This window comes from Streptomyces antarcticus (assembly GCF_026627255.1).
GTDB lineage: Bacteria > Actinomycetota > Actinomycetes > Streptomycetales > Streptomycetaceae > Streptomyces > Streptomyces antarcticus.
This window is the reverse complement of record NZ_JAPNLM010000057.1, coordinates 1-15636: the sequence shown is the minus strand read 5'-3', so window position 1 is coordinate 15636 and position 15636 is coordinate 1. Positions and strand designations below refer to the sequence as shown.

The 15636-nt window shown below is 73.1% G+C and carries 14 protein-coding genes; 6 read left to right on the top strand and 8 right to left on the bottom strand.

All coding sequences use genetic code 11. The annotated features are described in order from the left end of the window. Positions 1 to 30 precede the first annotated feature (30 nt). Positions 31 to 831, top strand: coding sequence for an enoyl-CoA hydratase/isomerase family protein (locus tag OTB16_RS38365; protein WP_267727451.1), 801 nt, complete (start codon positions 31 to 33; stop codon positions 829 to 831). A 74-nt stretch (positions 832 to 905) separates the two neighbouring features. Here OTB16_RS38365 and OTB16_RS38360 read toward each other — a convergent pair whose 3' ends face one another. After that, positions 906 to 1691 (bottom strand): VOC family protein, encoded by a 786-nt coding sequence (locus tag OTB16_RS38360; RefSeq protein ID WP_267727447.1) that lies wholly within the window; start codon positions 1689 to 1691, stop codon positions 906 to 908. Positions 1692 to 2306: 615 nt separating this feature from the next. Here OTB16_RS38360 and OTB16_RS38355 point away from each other — a divergent pair. Further along, positions 2307 to 2978 carry a flavin reductase family protein gene (locus OTB16_RS38355; protein WP_267727449.1) on the top strand — a complete coding sequence of 224 codons (672 nt, stop codon included), beginning with the start codon at positions 2307 to 2309 and terminating at the stop codon, positions 2976 to 2978. 226 nt (positions 2979 to 3204) lie between these two features. Then, entirely contained in the window at positions 3205 to 4137 is a 933-nt protein-coding gene (locus OTB16_RS38350) for a D-alanyl-D-alanine carboxypeptidase family protein (protein ID WP_267727445.1), read from the top strand. Positions 4138 to 4271: 134 nt separating this feature from the next. On the opposite strand, the gene OTB16_RS38345 is transcribed toward OTB16_RS38350, so the two are convergent. From OTB16_RS38345 to OTB16_RS38335, 3 genes are read right to left on the bottom strand one after another with little or no spacing between them, the layout of a single operon-like run. Continuing rightward, positions 4272 to 5339, bottom strand: coding sequence for a Zn-dependent alcohol dehydrogenase (locus OTB16_RS38345; protein WP_267727442.1), 1068 nt, complete (start codon positions 5337 to 5339; stop codon positions 4272 to 4274). Further along, positions 5336 to 6538 carry an acyl-CoA dehydrogenase family protein gene (locus OTB16_RS38340; RefSeq protein ID WP_267727440.1) on the bottom strand — a complete coding sequence of 401 codons (1203 nt, stop codon included), beginning with the start codon at positions 6536 to 6538 and terminating at the stop codon, positions 5336 to 5338. Before OTB16_RS38340 ends, OTB16_RS38345 begins: the two co-directional genes overlap by 4 nt. Before the next feature lie 8 nt (positions 6539 to 6546). Further along, complete coding sequence (locus tag OTB16_RS38335; RefSeq protein WP_267727438.1) at positions 6547 to 7467, bottom strand: SDR family oxidoreductase; 921 nt, start codon at positions 7465 to 7467, stop codon at positions 6547 to 6549. A gap of 119 nt (positions 7468 to 7586) precedes the next feature. Between OTB16_RS38335 and OTB16_RS38330 the strand changes: the two genes are divergently transcribed. Together OTB16_RS38330 and OTB16_RS38325 are read left to right on the top strand one after the other, a co-directional pair. After that, the gene (locus OTB16_RS38330; RefSeq protein ID WP_267727436.1) at positions 7587 to 8513 is read left to right on the top strand and encodes a cyclase family protein; all 927 of its coding nucleotides are present in this window, start codon (positions 7587 to 7589) and stop codon (positions 8511 to 8513) included. 150 nt (positions 8514 to 8663) lie between these two features. After that, positions 8664 to 9359 (top strand): hypothetical protein, encoded by a 696-nt coding sequence (locus OTB16_RS38325; RefSeq protein ID WP_267727434.1) that lies wholly within the window; start codon positions 8664 to 8666, stop codon positions 9357 to 9359. Between the two features lie 167 nt (positions 9360 to 9526). Here OTB16_RS38325 and OTB16_RS38320 read toward each other — a convergent pair whose 3' ends face one another. From OTB16_RS38320 to OTB16_RS38305, 4 genes are all read right to left on the bottom strand, one after another. After that, complete coding sequence (locus tag OTB16_RS38320) at positions 9527 to 9991, bottom strand: ATP-binding protein (protein ID WP_267727432.1); 465 nt, start codon at positions 9989 to 9991, stop codon at positions 9527 to 9529. A gap of 415 nt (positions 9992 to 10406) precedes the next feature. Then, complete coding sequence (locus OTB16_RS38315) at positions 10407 to 11324, bottom strand: acyl-CoA dehydrogenase family protein (protein ID WP_267727429.1); 918 nt, start codon at positions 11322 to 11324, stop codon at positions 10407 to 10409. Positions 11325 to 11329: 5 nt separating this feature from the next. Then, a complete protein-coding gene (locus tag OTB16_RS38310) occupies positions 11330 to 12523 on the bottom strand; it encodes an acyl-CoA dehydrogenase (RefSeq protein ID WP_267727427.1) in 1194 nt (397 codons plus the stop codon). Then, entirely contained in the window at positions 12523 to 13713 is a 1191-nt protein-coding gene (locus tag OTB16_RS38305) for an amidohydrolase family protein (RefSeq protein ID WP_267727425.1), read from the bottom strand. The genes OTB16_RS38310 and OTB16_RS38305 overlap by 1 nt, the downstream gene beginning before the upstream one ends. A gap of 122 nt (positions 13714 to 13835) precedes the next feature. On the opposite strand from OTB16_RS38305, the gene OTB16_RS38300 reads away from it, so the two are divergent. Then, on the top strand, positions 13836 to 15383 hold the full coding sequence (locus tag OTB16_RS38300; protein WP_267727424.1) for a class I adenylate-forming enzyme family protein: 1548 nt from the start codon (positions 13836 to 13838) through the stop codon (positions 15381 to 15383). The last annotated feature ends 253 nt before the right edge of the window (positions 15384 to 15636 follow it).

Genomic DNA, 15636 nt, shown 5'->3' with positions numbered 1-15636 from the left:
CACCCCACCCCACCCGAACGGGAGCCCCCCTTGAGCAGCGCACCCCCGGACGACATCCTCCACCGCACGGACAACGGCGTCTCCTGGATCACCCTCAACCGTCCCGAGGCCATGAACGCCGTCACCTGGGACCAGCGCGAGCGCGTCATCGCGCTGCTGGGCGAGGCCTCCGCCGACCCCGCCGTGCGCGCCGTCGTCATCACCGCCACCGGCAGAGGCTTCTGCGCCGGCGCCGACCTCCGCGGCGCCCCGGCCGCGGGCGAGCGCGTCGCCGGCGACGTGGCGCGCACGATCCGGCTCGGCGCGCAGCGCCTGATCACCGCGGTCCTCGACTGCGAGAAGCCCGTCATCGCCGCAGTCAACGGCACCGCCGCCGGCATCGGCGCCCACCTCGCGCTCGCCTGCGACCTCGTCATCGCCGCCGAACCGGCCCGCTTCATCGAGGTGTTCGTCCGCCGCGGCCTGGTCCCGGACGGCGGCGGCGCGTACCTGCTGCCCCGCCTCGTCGGCCCGCAGAAGGCCAAGGAGCTGATGTTCTTCGGCGACGCCGTCCCGGCGGCCGACGCCGAGCGCCTGGGCCTGGTCAACAAGGTCGTGCCGGCCGACGAGCTGGAGAAGACGGCCCGCGCCTGGGCGGAACGCCTCGCCCAGGGCCCGACCCGCGCCCTCGCCCTGACCAAGCAGCTGGTCAACGCCTCCCTCGACGTCGACCGGGCGTCCGCACTGGCCGCCGAAGCCGCCGCTCAGGAGATCAACATGACCACGGCCGACGCGAACGAAGGCGTCGCCTCCTTCGTGGAGCGCCGCACACCCACGTACCGGGGCCGGTAGCCCCAGGCGCCGGGGCGGCACCGAGGCTGCCGCCCCGGCCCGCCCCGGCCCGCCCCGGCCCGCCCCCCGAACCCCTACCGCTGGGACGGGTTCGGCTTCAGCAGCGCGAACACCGCCCCCGCCGGGTCCGCGACCCACGCGATCCGCCCGACCTCCGGCACGTCCGCGCCCGGCATCAGCACGGACCCGCCGTTGCGCTCCACCAGCCCGGTGGTGGCGTCGACGTCCGGCACGTTGAAGTACGGCACCCAGCGCGCCTGCTCCGCGCCCCCGTCCGCCAGCGGCGCGGCCCCGCCGAAGGAGCCGTCCTCCTGGTCCCCGTCGGCGATGCTCAGGACCCGGTACGTCATGCCCGGCGCGTCCATCTCGGCGTGCCGCCACCCGAAGAGCCCGGCGTAGAAGCCGATGTCCGCGACCGGGTCCGGTACGTGGAGCTCCGCCCACACCAGCGTGTTGTCGGCCGAGGCGAGGTCGAAACCAGCGGTCCGCCCGGGCTGCCAGCACGCGAACTGGGCGCCCTGCGGGTCGGTGAACTGCCCCAGCCACCCCTCCCCCATGACGTCCATCGGCTCCATCCGGACGGTCCCGCCGCCCGCCCGCACCGCGGCGGCGGTGGCCCGGACGTCGGGGGTCATGAAATGGAGCATCCAGGCGGACGAGGCGCCCTCCTCGGTGAGCTGCCCGATCGCGGCGACGGTCTTGCCGTCGACCTGGAAGAAGCCGTAGCCGCCGGTGTCGGGGCCGGCCGGGGCGAACCGCCAGCCGAACACGGCGCCGTAGAAGGCGGTGGCCGCCGGGACGTCGGGGCTGCCGAGGTCGAGCCAGTTGGGTGATCCGGTACGGAAGTCGGTGCCGAGCATGGGGGTCCTCCGGGAGTGCGCGGTACGCGGTCGCTGCCACGATGCCCAGCCCCGCGACGGCACGGGCGTACGGGCCGCCACCGGGCCGAGGTGTTCACCCGTACGGCGGCCCCCGCGAAGCGCCCCCACCCGGAGGTCACCCCACCCCCGAGCCACCCCACCCCGGGACCACCGACGCGGAGGCACCCCGGCGGGACCACCCCCGCACGGAACCACCCCGGCGGACCCACCCCCAGCACGGAGCCACCCCCGGCGGACCCACCCCGGCAGGGGCCCACCCCCGGCGGAGCCACACCCAGCTGGGCCCCGCCCCGGCACTGAACCACCCCCGGCGGACTCACCCCCGGCACGGAACCACCCCGGCGGGACCACCCCCGGCGTGGATCCACCCCCGCACGGAACCACCCCCGGCGGACCCACCCCGGCACTGAACCACCCCCGACGGACCCACCCCCGTCACGGGCCCACCCCCGGCACGGCCCGGACGCGCGGGCTCCGCGCGCCCGTTGCGTCCCGGCACCCGTACCCGGTGGCGGTGACCGGCCGGGCCTGCCGCACCCCTTCCCATCTGACGACCCGTCAGCTTCAATCGACCGTGTGATGGGACATGCAGGGATGGCGGCCACCGTCGTCCGATACCTCAGGTCAGTCGGCTCCCCCACCTCGGCCCCGGCCGGACCGGGCGCGGGGCCCGAGCCCGTCGACGCTCTCCCGCGCCCCGAGCTGCGCGCGGTCCGGGCGGACGAGCGCGCGCCGGTGAGCCCCGCCGAGTTCCGCGCCGTCCTGGGGAACTTCGCCAGCGGCGTCACCGTCATCACGGCTCCGGCCGTCGAGGACGGGGACGCCAGCGGCGACGGCAACGGCGGCAGGGAGGGCACCGGCGCCGGGGACGGCCCGGCCGGCTTCGCCTGCCAGTCCTTCGCCTCGCTCTCCCTCGACCCGCCGCTGGTCACCTTCATGGTGGCCCGTACGTCGACCACCTGGCCGCGGATCGCCCGCGCCGGAGTGTTCTGCGTGAACATCCTCGGCGCCGAACAGGGCGCGCTGTGCCGCTCCTTCGCCGTCAGCGGCGCCGACAAGTTCGCCGGCGTCGCCCACGCGCCCGCCCCGGTCACCGGGTCGCCCCAGCTGGACGCCGTGCCCGCCTGGATCGACTGCCGGATCCACGCCGTCCACACCGGCGGCGACCACCTGATCGTCGTGGGCCGCGTCGAGGCCATGGGGGCCGCCGGTGAAGGCGATCCGCTGCTCTTCCACAAGGGCCGCTTCGGCCGCTTCAGCGACTGACCGGGTCGCCTCCGGGCCGACTCCCGGCCGACTTTGGGCCGCCCCGGGGCCGCCCCGCAGCCGCCCCGGAGCCGACCGAACGGCCCCAGAACGGGCTTTGACCCCGCTCCCCGATGTTCCTCCGGGCATCCGCTACGTAAGCTCCCGGAAGGGCTGGGACATCTCGGCGTTCCGCCCCTTCGGAACTTCTTCGGATACACGGGGATTTGACTTGATATTGAACCTCATGCGCCGCACGCGCGGCGCGGTCGCCGTCACGGTAGCCACCGGGGCCCTCCTGGTCGCCGCCTCGCCGGTCTCGACGGCGGCTCCGGTCGCCGCACCCCCCACCACGGCCGCCGGCGCGATCCTGATCGACGGCACTTCCGGGGCCACGCTCACCAGCAAGGCCCCCAACACCCAGCTCCAGGGCGCGAGTACCACCAAGATCATGACCGCTCAGGTGGTGCTGCGGACTCCTGGTGTGGACCTCAACAAGAAGGTCACCATCAAGCAGGAGTACGCGGACTACGTCGTCCGTGAGGGCGCGAGCACGGCCCACCTGAAGGTGGGCGCCACCCCGACGGTCCGCCAGCTGCTGTACGGGTTGATGCTCCCGTCGGGCTGCGACGCCGCCTACGCGCTCGCGGACGCCTTCGGCAAGGGCGCGACCACGCCGGCCCGCACCGCGGACTTCATCGCGCAGATGAACGCCAAGGCGAAGTCCCTGGGCATGACCAAGACCACCTACGACTCCTTCGACGGCATCTCGCCGACCGGAAAGAACCTGACGACCCCGCGCGACCTGGCGAAGCTCACCAAGTACGCCATGAAGGGCAAGGTCTTCCCGCAGCTCGTGAAGGCCACGACCTACAGCACCGGCGGCACCTCCACCGACGCCACCTGGGGCAACAGCAACCTGCTGATCCGGGAGCGTCCCACCGGCTACGCCTACCCCGGTGCCATCGGTGTCAAGACCGGCACCGGCACGGCCGCGGGCAAGTGCATCGTCTTCTCCGGCACCCGTAACGGCAAGACCGTCATCGGTGTCCTGCTGAACGACGAGGAGCGCTACGCGGACGCGATGAAGCTCATGGACTGGTCGCTCGGTTCTGCCACCGGCTCCGGCGCGGCACTGCAGCGCAGCAACACCGACCCGATCCCGGACGTCCTCGACTGACGGTGACACGGTTCCCGGCTCCTCCGCCGGCGGGTGCGAACCCGTCGGCGGGGGAGCCGAGCCGTTCCCGGGACCGGGACCGGCACCGGCACCGGCACCCGGTCAGAAACCCAGAAACCCAGAAGGTCAGAAGGTCAGAAGGTCAGCACCCCGCGCGCCACCCGCCCGTGATGCGCGTCGTCCGCCGCCTTCGCGAAGTCCTCCACCGGGTAGACCTCGGTGACCAGCTCGTCCAGCAGCAGCCGGCCCTGCCGGTACAGCTCGGCGTACAGGGCGATGTCGCGCTGGGGGCGCGAGGAGCCGTACCGGCAGCCCATGATCGTCTTGTCCAGGTACATCGACGAGACGAGGAAGGACGCCTCCTCCTTGAAGCCGGGCACCCCGAGCAGGACCGCCTGCCCGTGCCGGTCCAGCAGGTCGATCGCCTGGCGGATCAGCTTCACGTTCCCCACGCACTCGAAGGCGTGGTCCGCTCCCGTCGGCAGGACCTCCCGGACCGCCGCCGGGGAATCCGGCACGGCCGAGGCGTCGATGAAGTGCGTGGCCCCGAACTGCCGGGCCACCGCCTCCTTCGCCGGGTTCGCGTCGATCGCGACGATGGTCGTGGCTCCGGCGATGCGGGCCCCCTGGAGGACGTTCAGCCCGATGCCGCCGGTGCCGATGACGACCACCGAATCGCCGCGGTCCACCTTCGCCCGGTTCAGTACCGCGCCGACGCCCGTCAGCACCCCGCAGCCGATCAGCGCCGCCGACGTCAGCGGGATGTCGTCGGGGATCTTGACGGCCTGCACGGCCCGGACCAGGGTGCGCTCCGCGAACGCGGAGTTCGAGGCGAACTGGAACAGCGGCTGCCCGCCCCGCGAGAAGGGCTGCCCCGGCATCCCGATGGCCTTGCGGCACATCGTGGGCCGCCCCCGGTCGCAGTCCGCGCACGCCCCGCAGTTGGCCAGGGTGGACAGGGCCACGTGGTCGCCGGGCACCACGTGCGTGACGCCCGCGCCGACCGCCTCCACGATCCCCGCGCCCTCGTGCCCCAGGACCACCGGCGGCGGGAACGGGATGGTCCCGTCGATCACCGACAGGTCGCTGTGGCAGAGCCCGGCCGCCGCTATCGCGACGAGCACCTCCCCCGGCCCGGGATCGCGTATCTCCAGGTCGTCGACTACCCGGGCCTGCTTGCCGTCGAACACGACGCCTCTCACCTGGACTCCTTAGGCAGGCCGAGCACGCGCTCGGCGATGATGTTCCGCTGGATCTCGTCCGAGCCGCCGTAGATGGTGTCGGCCCGGGTGAACAGGAACAGCCGCTGCCCCTCGTCCAGCCCGAGCTCGTACGGCACCCCGGGCGCCCAGGCCCCCGGGCCGGCCGCGGCCGCCGCGCCCCGCACCTCCACCGCCAGCTCCCCGAGCCGCCGGTGCCAGCCGCCCCACAGCAGCTTCGCCACGCTCGGCGCCCCCGGCCCGCCCTCGGCGCCCAGGGTGCGCAGCGCGTTCCACCGCATGGTGCGCAGCTCCGCCCACTGCCGTACGAGACGCTCGCGCAGGACCGGGTCCCCGGCCTGCGCGGAGGCGGCGTACGCGGCGACGACCCGCTCCAGCTCGGCGGCGAACCCGATCTGCTGGACCAGCGTCGACACGCCCCGTTCCAGGGCGAGCAGGCCCATGGCCACCGTCCAGCCGTCGCCCTCGCGGCCGACCAGCTCCGCCGCGACGGCCCCGTCGAAGAACACCTCGTTGAACTCGGAGGTCCCCGACATCTGCCGGATCGGCCGGACCTCGACGCGGCCGGGCTGGTCCATCCGTACGAGGAGGAACGACAGTCCCCGGTGGCGGCGCGAGCCGGCCTCGGTGCGGGCCAGGACGAAGCACCAGTCGGCGTCCTGGGCCAGGGAGGTCCAGATCTTCTGCCCGGTGACCCGGTACAGCCCGTCGGCGGGGTCGCGCACCGCCGCGGTGCGCACGCCCGCGAGGTCGGAGCCGGCGCCGGGCTCGCTGTAGCCCTGGCACCACAGCTCCTCACCGCGCGCGATGGCCGGGAGGAAGCGGTCCCGCTGCTCCCGGGACCCGTAGGCGAGGAGGGTGGGCGCGAGGAGGTTCTCCCCGATGTGGCCGACCCGGCCGGGGGCGCGCAGCGCCGCGTACTCCTCGGCCCACACCACCTGCCCGGTCAGGGAGAGCCGCCGCTGCCCGTAGGTCCCGGCCGGGGCGTCCCAGCCCTGCCCGATCCAGCCGCCGCGGCCCAGCTCGCGCTCCCACGCGCGCCGTTCCACGACCCCCTCGTGCTCGCTGCCGGGCCCGCCGAGGCCCGCCGCGCCCGCGTACGGGCCCGTCAGGTGCTCGGCGAGCCAGGCCCGGGCCCGGGCGCGCAGCTCCTCGTCCTCGGTACCGAAGCTGAAGTCCATCGCGCTCCCTACGCGTTGGGGCGGTCCTTGGCGGCCGCCGCCTTCGCCATGGCCTCCAGTTGCGCCAGCATGGGCATCGGGTCGGTGCCGACCGTCCCGGGCAGGAAGTCGGCGATCTTCTCGGGCGTCCAGGAGCCCTCGGCGTACCCGGCGCGCAGCTCGCGCGGCTGCGCCCAGACGGCGATCTTCGGACCGGCGATCGTGTAGACCTGCCCGGTGATCCGCTCGCCGCCGGTGGCCACGGCCCGGTCGCTGAGCAGGTAGGTCACGAGCGCGGCGACGTCCTCGGGCTCGCCGATCTCCTTGAGCTCCATGGGGACGTTCGCCGACATGCGGGTACGGGCGACGGGTGCGACGGCGTTGGCCGTGACCCCGTACTTGGCGAGCCCGAGGGCGGCGGAGCGGACGAGCGAGATGATCCCGCCCTTGGCGGCGCTGTAGTTCGCCTGGGCGACCGAGCCCTGGTGGTTGCCGCTGGTGAAGCCGATCAGGGTGCCCGATCCCTGCCGTCGCATGACGGCGGAGGCGGCGCGGAAGACGGTGAAGGTGCCCTTGAGGTGGGTGGCGACCACCGGGTCCCACTCCTCCTCGGACATGTTGAACAGCATCCGCTCGCGCAGGATCCCGGCGACGCACACGACTCCGTCGAGGCGCCCGTACCGGGCGAGCGCGGTGTCGACGATGCGCTGGCCGCCCGCCATGGTGGAGACGTCGTCGGCGACGGCGACGGCCTCGCCGCCCGCGGCGAGGATCTCCTTGACGACGCCTTCGGCTATCTCGCTGGCGGGCTCGCCGCCCCCGATCCCCACGCCGTAGTCGTTGACGACGACCTTGGCGCCCTCGGCGGCCGCGGCGAGTGCCACGGCCCGCCCGATGCCCCGGCCGGCGCCGGTGACGGCGACGGTCCTGCCTGCCAAGAAGTTCCCCACGTCCGGCCCCTTCCCGCGTTTTCTGACGGTCCGTTAGATTCTATGGGCAGTCGGACGCACCTGCACAAGCCCCAGTCGGGTTCCGCGTTCTCCGCCTTCGCAAGGAGCTGATGAGGTCCATGTCCCTGTCCCCCGAGTTCCACGACATCGCCAAGCGCGTCAACAACTGGGGCCGCTGGGGCGCCGACGACGAGATCGGCACCCTGAACCTCGTCACCGACGAGGTGGTCCGGGCCGCCGCGGCCGAGATCCGCAGCGGCCGCCGCGTCCCGCTGGCGCTGCCGCTGAAGGAGGACGGCGTCCAGGTCGGCATGATCCCCGGCCGGATCAACCCCCTGCACACGATGGTGCAGATCAACCAGGAGATCTTCGGCCCCGGCACGGTGGCCTGCAGCGACGACGCGGTGACGATGGGCCTCCAGGCGGGCACCCACTGGGACGCGCTCACCCACGTCTCGCACTCGGGGCGGATCTACAACGGCCGCCCGGCCTCCTCGATCACCGCGCACGGCCGCGCCGAGTTCAGCGGCATCGACAAGGCCGGGCCCATCGTCTCGCGCGGGGTCCTGCTGGACGTGGCCCGCGCGAAGGGCCTGGACCGGCTGCCGGGCGGGCACGCGGTGACCCCCGAAGACCTGTCCGAGGCCGAGGAGTTCGGCGGGGTCACCGTCCGCGCGGGCGACATCGTCCTGGTCCGCACGGGCCAGGTCCAGGTCTACCTGGCGGGCGACAAGCACGCGTACGGCTTCCCGTCCCCGGGCCTGTCGATCCGCACCCCGGAGTGGTTCCACGCCCGGGACGTCGCGGCCGTCGCGAACGACACCCTGACCTTCGAGATCTTCCCGCCGGAGAACGAGGACCTCTGGCTCCCCGTCCACGCCCTCGACCTGGTCGAGATGGGCATGCACCAGGGCCAGAACTGGAATCTCGAAAAGTTGTCCACAGCCTGTGCAGAAGAGGGCCGGTACGCCTTCCTGCTCTCCGCGATGCCCGAGCCCTTCGTCGGCGCGGTCGGCACCCCGGTGGCCCCGGTGGCCGTGCTCTGAGCCCGGCGGGGCGGGCGGGACGGGCACCGCCGCGCACGACCACCCCGGCCGCTCGCGGGCCACGCCCAGTGGAACCATGAGGTGGACATGACGCGTCACCGTACGCGCGTCCCACCCCGTCTCCACCACGATCCCCGCAGGAGAAGCCCGATGACCAACCCGTACCAGGTACCCCCGTCGCCCGCCCCCCGCCGCCGCTCGGGCGGCACCATCACCACCGTCATCATCCTCGCCGTGATCATCGTCGGCGGCTACTTCGCCCTGCAGACGGTCCGCGGGGACGACGGCAAGCCGTCGGGATCCGCCTCCGCCACGGCGCCCCCGTCCGCCAAGCCCACCGCCAAGGACCCCGGATCACCCGAGTCCTCCTCCGACACCTCCAGCGCGTGGAAGGTCGGCGACTGCGGCGGCCCCGACCCCGCCAAGGCCCCCGACGGATACAAGCGGCAGGACTGCTCCGCCACCGGCGCCTCGTTCAAGGCCATCGACATCAAGGACGCCAGCATCCTCCCCGGCTCGATCCAGTGCCCGCCCGGCACCGACCTGATGATCCAGGTGAGCATCTCCTACGGCGGCGGCACGTCGAGCGGCATCCCCACCAACACCGTCTGCGGCCGCAACCTGTCCAACGACCACCCCGGCGACGCGGGCGCCGGCGGCGGCCAGCTGGTCCAGGGCGACTGCGTGACCTCCCAGGCCAAGGAGGTCGCCTGCGGCGGCTCGGGTGCCCAGAAGGTCCTCGGCCTCGTCAAGACGCAGTCCGAGTGCCCCTCCGGCACCACGGATCCCATCAGGCTGACCATGGGGATCGGCCGCCCGTACGACGTGATCTGCACCGACGGCTGAGACCTCCGGAGTTTCACGGGTGGCGGCGGCGCGCGTGCACGCCCCGAGCGCGGCACGGCAGCCGCCACCCCGCGACCCGCACTCGTCAAGGCCTGCCCTTGGCGTCCCCTCGCGTCGAATCGCTCCACACCAGGGTGGTCAAAACGTGACGGATCGTCAACACCTCGTTAGAGGTACACGCGCGGTTCCCGTCCGGAAGGGTGATCCTGCGGCGGCCCGTCCGACGCGCAGTCCGCCGCCGCCTTCTCCGCACGGTCGACCTCGCACCAGATCCGCTTTCCCGCGCCCTCCCGCTGCCAGCCCCAGCGGTCCGCCAGGCCGTCCACCAGTTCCAGGCCCCGCCCGCCCGTGTCGTCCCCGGCGGCCTGCCGGGGCGCCGGAGCCCGGTCGCTCGCGTCGGCGACCTCGACCCGCACCCCCGGCTCGCCGAAGAGCATCCGCAGCACGGCCGGACAGCCCGTGTGCACGACCGCGTTCGTCACCAGCTCGGAGATCAGCAGGATCAGCGTCTCCGCGAGCGGCTCGTCGTCCCCTATGCCCGAGCCCGCCAGCCGGGAACGGGCCCACCGGCGCGCCCGGCCGACCTCGGCGGGATCGGGTCCTACCTCCAGCTGAACCTGAAGCACCTGCACCGCTCACACCATCCGAACCGGCGGACACTTCGCCTCGCGACAGGACGGGATCACCCAGTGTGATCCCCTTGCGGAGCAGCATGGTTGACGTACAGTCACCACAACAAGCGCTTCGGGCATATTCCCGCGCGAAGGAGTAGGCGTGGTGCATACTGTGCGACGCACTCGCCGCTCAACCGCTCGCATTCGTGGGAGCGTACCGGAGCAGGCCCCCGACTCCGGGCCGTAACGAGTCGGGCGAAGGACACAAACCGATATCAACTCTCTGTAATCGGACATGCGTCCCACCCCTTCCCTCCCGTACCTCTTCCGTCGTCCCGCGCCTGCCCCGCGCACTCACCGTGTACTCCCGGCGCTTTCCGCGAGCGCTCCCGTCACTCCGCGCTACGGCCCCGAGGGGTTACGACCCCGGGGGTTACGACCCCGACGCCAGCAGCTCCTCCGCCAGCAGCTCCTCCGCCTGCGCAGCGGTCCCCCACTGCCCGGCCCGCACCCACGCCCGCTTCAGGTGCAGGTGCACGTCCGCCTCCCAGGTGAAGCCCATCCCCCCGTACACCTGGAGGCAGTCCCGGGCGCCCGCCACGGCGGCCTCGTCCGCGAGGAGCCCGGCCGCCGCGATCTCCCCGGGGGCGGCCGTCACCGCCGCCGCGTAGACCGCCGTACGGGCCACCTCCGCCCGCACCAGCATCCCCGCGCACAGGTGCTTGACCGCCTGGAACGCGCCGATCGGTTGTCCGAACTGCTCCCGCTCCGCCGCGTACCGCACCGCCAGCTCCAGCGTCCGCAGCGCGCTGCCGACCTGGAGCGCCGCCGTCAGCAGCGTCCCCGTCGCGCGGTACTCCGAGACGTCCCCGTACGCCGCCACCCGGTGCAGCGGCGTCAGCGGATCCACCGAGCGGACCGGCTCCCCGGCGGGCGGCGGCTCCCCGGAGGCGCCCAGGACGGCGTCCGCCTCCCCCAGGTACGCCACCAGGTCCCCGCCCAGGTCGAAGGCGGTGACCACGGCCTTCCCCGCCGCGGCCCCCGGGACCACCCCGGCGGCCAGGTGCGTGGCCACCAGCGGCCCCGGCAGCAGGGCCCGCCCGGCCTCCTCGAAGACGAGCACCGCCTCCGGCAGCCCGAGCCCGACCCCGCCCTCGGCCTCCGGGAGCCGCAGCGCGAAGAACCCGGCCTCGCCGAGCTCCCGCCACAGCCCCCGGTCCACCACCGGCCCGCCGGCCGGCCCCGCGCCGTCCACCGACGCCCGCAGCTCCTCGCGCCCGTACCGTCCCGCCAGGAGGTCCCGTACGCCCGCGCGCAGCGCCTCCTGGTCCTCGGTCGGCTGGAAGTGCACGCCCCTCACCGGCCCTTCGGAAGGCCGAGGATGCGCTCGGCGACGATGTTCCGCTGGATCTGCGAGGTGCCCGCCGCGATCGTGTACGAGAGGGACGAGAGGCGGTCCAGCGTCCACTCCTCGTCCAGCACGAGGGACCCGGCCCCCAGCACCTGCGCGGCCGTGTCGTACAGCTCCTGCCGGGCGTGCGAGTACGCGAGCTTGAAGACGGAGCCGCCGGTGCCGGGGACCCCGCCGGAACTCCCCCGAGTTCTCGACTTCGCTCGAACAGGGGGGACCCCCATCGCCTCGCTGACGTTCCACTGCGTGAGCCGCCACAGCGCGCCGAACTCCCCGTACAGCCGGCCCATCCTGCGCCGGAGCACCGGGTCGTCCCAGCTGCCGTTCTCCTTGGCCCTGCGGGCCAGCTCGCCCAGGGTCCGGCGGCAGGCGACGACCTCACCCACGAAGGCGGTGCCCCGCTCGAAGGAGAGCGTGACCATGGTGACCCGCCAGCCGTCGTTCTCCGCGCCGACCCGGTTGGCGACCGGGACCCGCACCTCGTCGAGGAACACCTCCGCGAACTCGGCGGACCCGGCCAGCGTCCGCAGCGGCCGCACCGTCACTCCGGGCGCGTCCATCGGCATGGCGAGCCAGGTGATCCCGCGGTGCTTGGGGGCGTCCGGATCCGTGCGCACCAGCAGCTCGCACCAGTCGGCCACCTCCGCGTGCGAGGTCCACACCTTCGAGCCGGTGACCACGTACGCGTCGCCGTCCCGGACCGCGCGCGTGCGCAGGGACGCCAGGTCGGAGCCCGCGTCCGGCTCGCTGAACCCCTGGCACCACACCTCGTCGCCCCGCAGCACCGGCGGCAGCCAGCGCGCCCGCTGCTCCGCCGTGCCCTCGGCGGCGATGGTCGGGCCGGCGTGCAGCAGGCCGACGAAGTTCGCGCCGACGTACGGGGCGCCCGCGCGCTCGGTCTCCTCCAGGAAGATCAGGTGCTGGGTCGGGGTGGCGCCGCGGCCCCCGGCGTCGAGCGGCCAGTGCAGGCCCGCGTACCCGGCGTCGTACAGCCGGCGCTGCCAGCCCGCGTCGTAGGCGCGGCGGCCCGGCCAGTCGTCCGGGGACGGCCTGGCGGGCAGCCCGGGCAGCACGACGGCGAGCCACGCGCGCAGCCGGGCCCGGAAGTCCTGCTCCTCCTCGGTGTAGGTGAGGTCCATCAGCGGTCCAGGTCGAGGCCGAGCATGCGGATGGCGTTGCCGCGCATCAGCTTGTAGACGGTCTCCTCGTCGAGGCCCTTCACGTGGTCGAGGGCGACCTCCTTGGTGTGCGGGAAGGTCGAGTCCACGTGCGGGTAGTCGGTCTCGAAGGTGGCGTTGTCGCGGCCGACCACGTCCAGCGAGGCGATGCCGTGCTTGTCGCGGAAGAAGCAACAGAAGATCTGCCGGTAGTAGTAGGTGGACGGCGGCTCGGGGATCAGGTCCCGGACCCCGCCCCAGGCGCGGTGCTCCTGCCACACGTCGTCGGCGCGCTCCAGGGCGTACGGGATCCAGCCCATCTGGCCTTCGCTGTAGGCGAGCTTGAGCGCCGGGAACTTCACCAGCACGCCGCTGAACAGGAAGTCCATCATCGAGGCCATCGCGTTGTTGAAGCTGAGCGAGGCCTGGACGGCGGGCGGCGCGTCCGGGGAGGCGGCGGGCATCTGGGAGCTGGACCCGATGTGCATGTTGACCACCGTGCCGGTCTCCTGGCAGACGGCGAAGAAGGGGTCCCAGTAGCCGGAGTGGATCGACGGCAGGCCGAGGTGGGTCGGTATCTCGGAGAAGGTCACCGCCCGCACGCCGCGAGCCGCGTTGCGCCGGATCTCCGCGACCGCGAGGTCGATGTCCCACAGCGGGATGATGCACAGCGGGATCAGCCGGCCGCCGCTGTCGCCACACCACTCCTCGACCATCCAGTCGTTGTAGGCGCGCACGCAGGCGAGCGCCACCTCCTTGTCGTGGGCCTCGGCGAAGGTCTGCCCGCAGAAGCGCGGGAAGGTCGGGAAGCACAGCGAGGCCTCGACGTGGTTGAGGTCCATGTCGAGCAGCCGCGCCTTGGGATCCCAGCAGCCCCGGCGCATCTCCTCACGGGTGATCCCCTCCAGGGTCATGTCGTCGCGGTCGAAGCCGACGGCGGCGATGTTGCGCTTGTACGGGAACTTCAGGTCCTCGTAGATCCACCAGTCGGTCGGCGGGCCGTCGGGGTCCATGGAGATGACGTACTTGCCGCCCGTGTACTGGAGCTCGCCGATGCCCGCGGTGAGCGGTTTGGGGCCGCGGTCGCGGTACTTGGCGGGCAGCCAGACGTCGAACAGGTGCGCGGGCTCGATCACGTGGTCGTCGACGCTGATGATCCGAGGCAGTTCCACAGGTCTCCCCAATCTGATGGATCGTCAGAAACAAGCTAGCCCCGCCACCCCTGGACCGACAAGCGCCGGAGCCCTACGCTCTCCGCTGGATCTGACTATCCGTCAGCTAAGGGAGGTCTGGGATGCCGGACACCGCGACAGAACTGAGCCGCTCCCGCACCCTGTGGGAGCTGATCGACCGCCGGGCCGCGCTCACCCCGCACACCACCGTCCTCATCGAGGCCGCCGAGGACCCCGCCGACGACCGCCGGCTGACCTTCGGCGAACTCCGCGACCGCTCCGAGCGCGTCGCCGCCGGCCTGTACGGCATGGGCGTGCGCCCGGGCACCGTCGTCGCCTGGCAGCTCCCCACCCGCATCGAGACCGTGCTGCTCTCGGTCGCCCTCGCCCGGATCGGAGCCGTCCAGTCCCCGGTCATCCCCTTCTACCGGGACCGGGAGGTCGGCTTCGCGCTCCGCGAGTCCAAGGCCGAGTTCTTCGCCGTACCGGGCCGGTGGCGCGGCCACGACTACCCGGCGATGGCCGAGCGGCTCGGCGCCCGCGGGGTCTTCGAGGCGTACGAGGACCTCCCGGACGGCGACCCCGCCGTCCTGCCCCCGCCGCCCGCCTCCGGCACCGACGTCCGCTGGATCTACTGGACGTCGGGCACCACCTCCGACCCCAAGGGCGTCCTGCACACCGACCGGTCCCTGATCGCGGGCGGCTCCTGCCTCGCCCACGCCCTGCACCTGAGCCCGGCCGACGTCGGCTCGATGGCCTTCCCGTTCGCGCACATAGCCGGGCCCGACTACACCGTCATGCTGCTGCTCTACGGCTTCCCGGCCGTCCTCTTCGAGAAGTTCGCCATGCCGGACGCGCTCGACGGCTACCGCCGCCACGGCGTCACGGTCGCCGGCGGCTCCACGGCCTTCTACTCCATGTTCCTCACGGAACAGCGCAAGGACCCCGCGACCAGACTCATCCCCACCCTCCGCCTCCTCGCCGGCGGCGGCGCCCCCAAGCCGCCGGAGATCTACCACGCGGTCGTACGCGAGATGGGCTGCCAGCTGACCCACGGGTACGGCATGACCGAGGTCCCGATGATCACCATGGGCGCCCCGGACGACACGGCGGACCACCTGGCCACCACCGAGGGCCGCCCCCCGGCGGGCATGTCCATCCGCGTCACCGCCCCCGACGGCACGCCGCTGCCCCCGGGCACGGACGGCGAGGTCCGCCTCAAGGGCGAGGCCGTCTGCCGCGGGTACCTGGACCAGGACCAGTCGGCGGAGGTCTTCGACGCCGACGGCTACCTGATCACCGGCGACCTCGGCCACCTCACCCGGGGCGGCTACCTGGTGCTCACCGGCCGCAGCAAGGACGTCATCATCCGCAAGGGCGAGAACATCTCGGCGAAGGAGATCGAGGACCTCCTGCACCGGCTCCCCGGCGTCGCGGACGTCGCGGTCATCGGCCTCCCCGACCCGGCACGCGGCGAACGCGTCTGCGCGGTCGTGGAACAGCCCCCGGGAGCCGCCCCGCTGACCCTCCCGCAACTCACCGCACACCTCCGCGCACAGGGCCTGGCCACCCACAAGCTCCCGGAACAACTGGAACTCCTGGAATCCCTCCCCCGCAACGAAGCCCTCCGCAAAATCCTCAAATACCGCCTACGCGAACGCTACGCCTGACCCCTCCCGGGGGGCCACAGGACCGGGGCAGGACGGAGGCCAGGAACGGGGCCAGGACCGGGGACGGCACGGGGCGCCGGCCGGGACCGGGGACGGGGGCGCCGTCCGGGACCGGGGACGGGTGGCCCGCCAGGGACGGGGACGGGGTGGGGTGCCGGCCGGGACGTAAAACGTGATGTGTGGCGCGAGCCCCCCGCAAGAACCAAGTCAGCCCCAGCCGCCATAAATCATGCAGTCCCGGCCGGCACCCCAC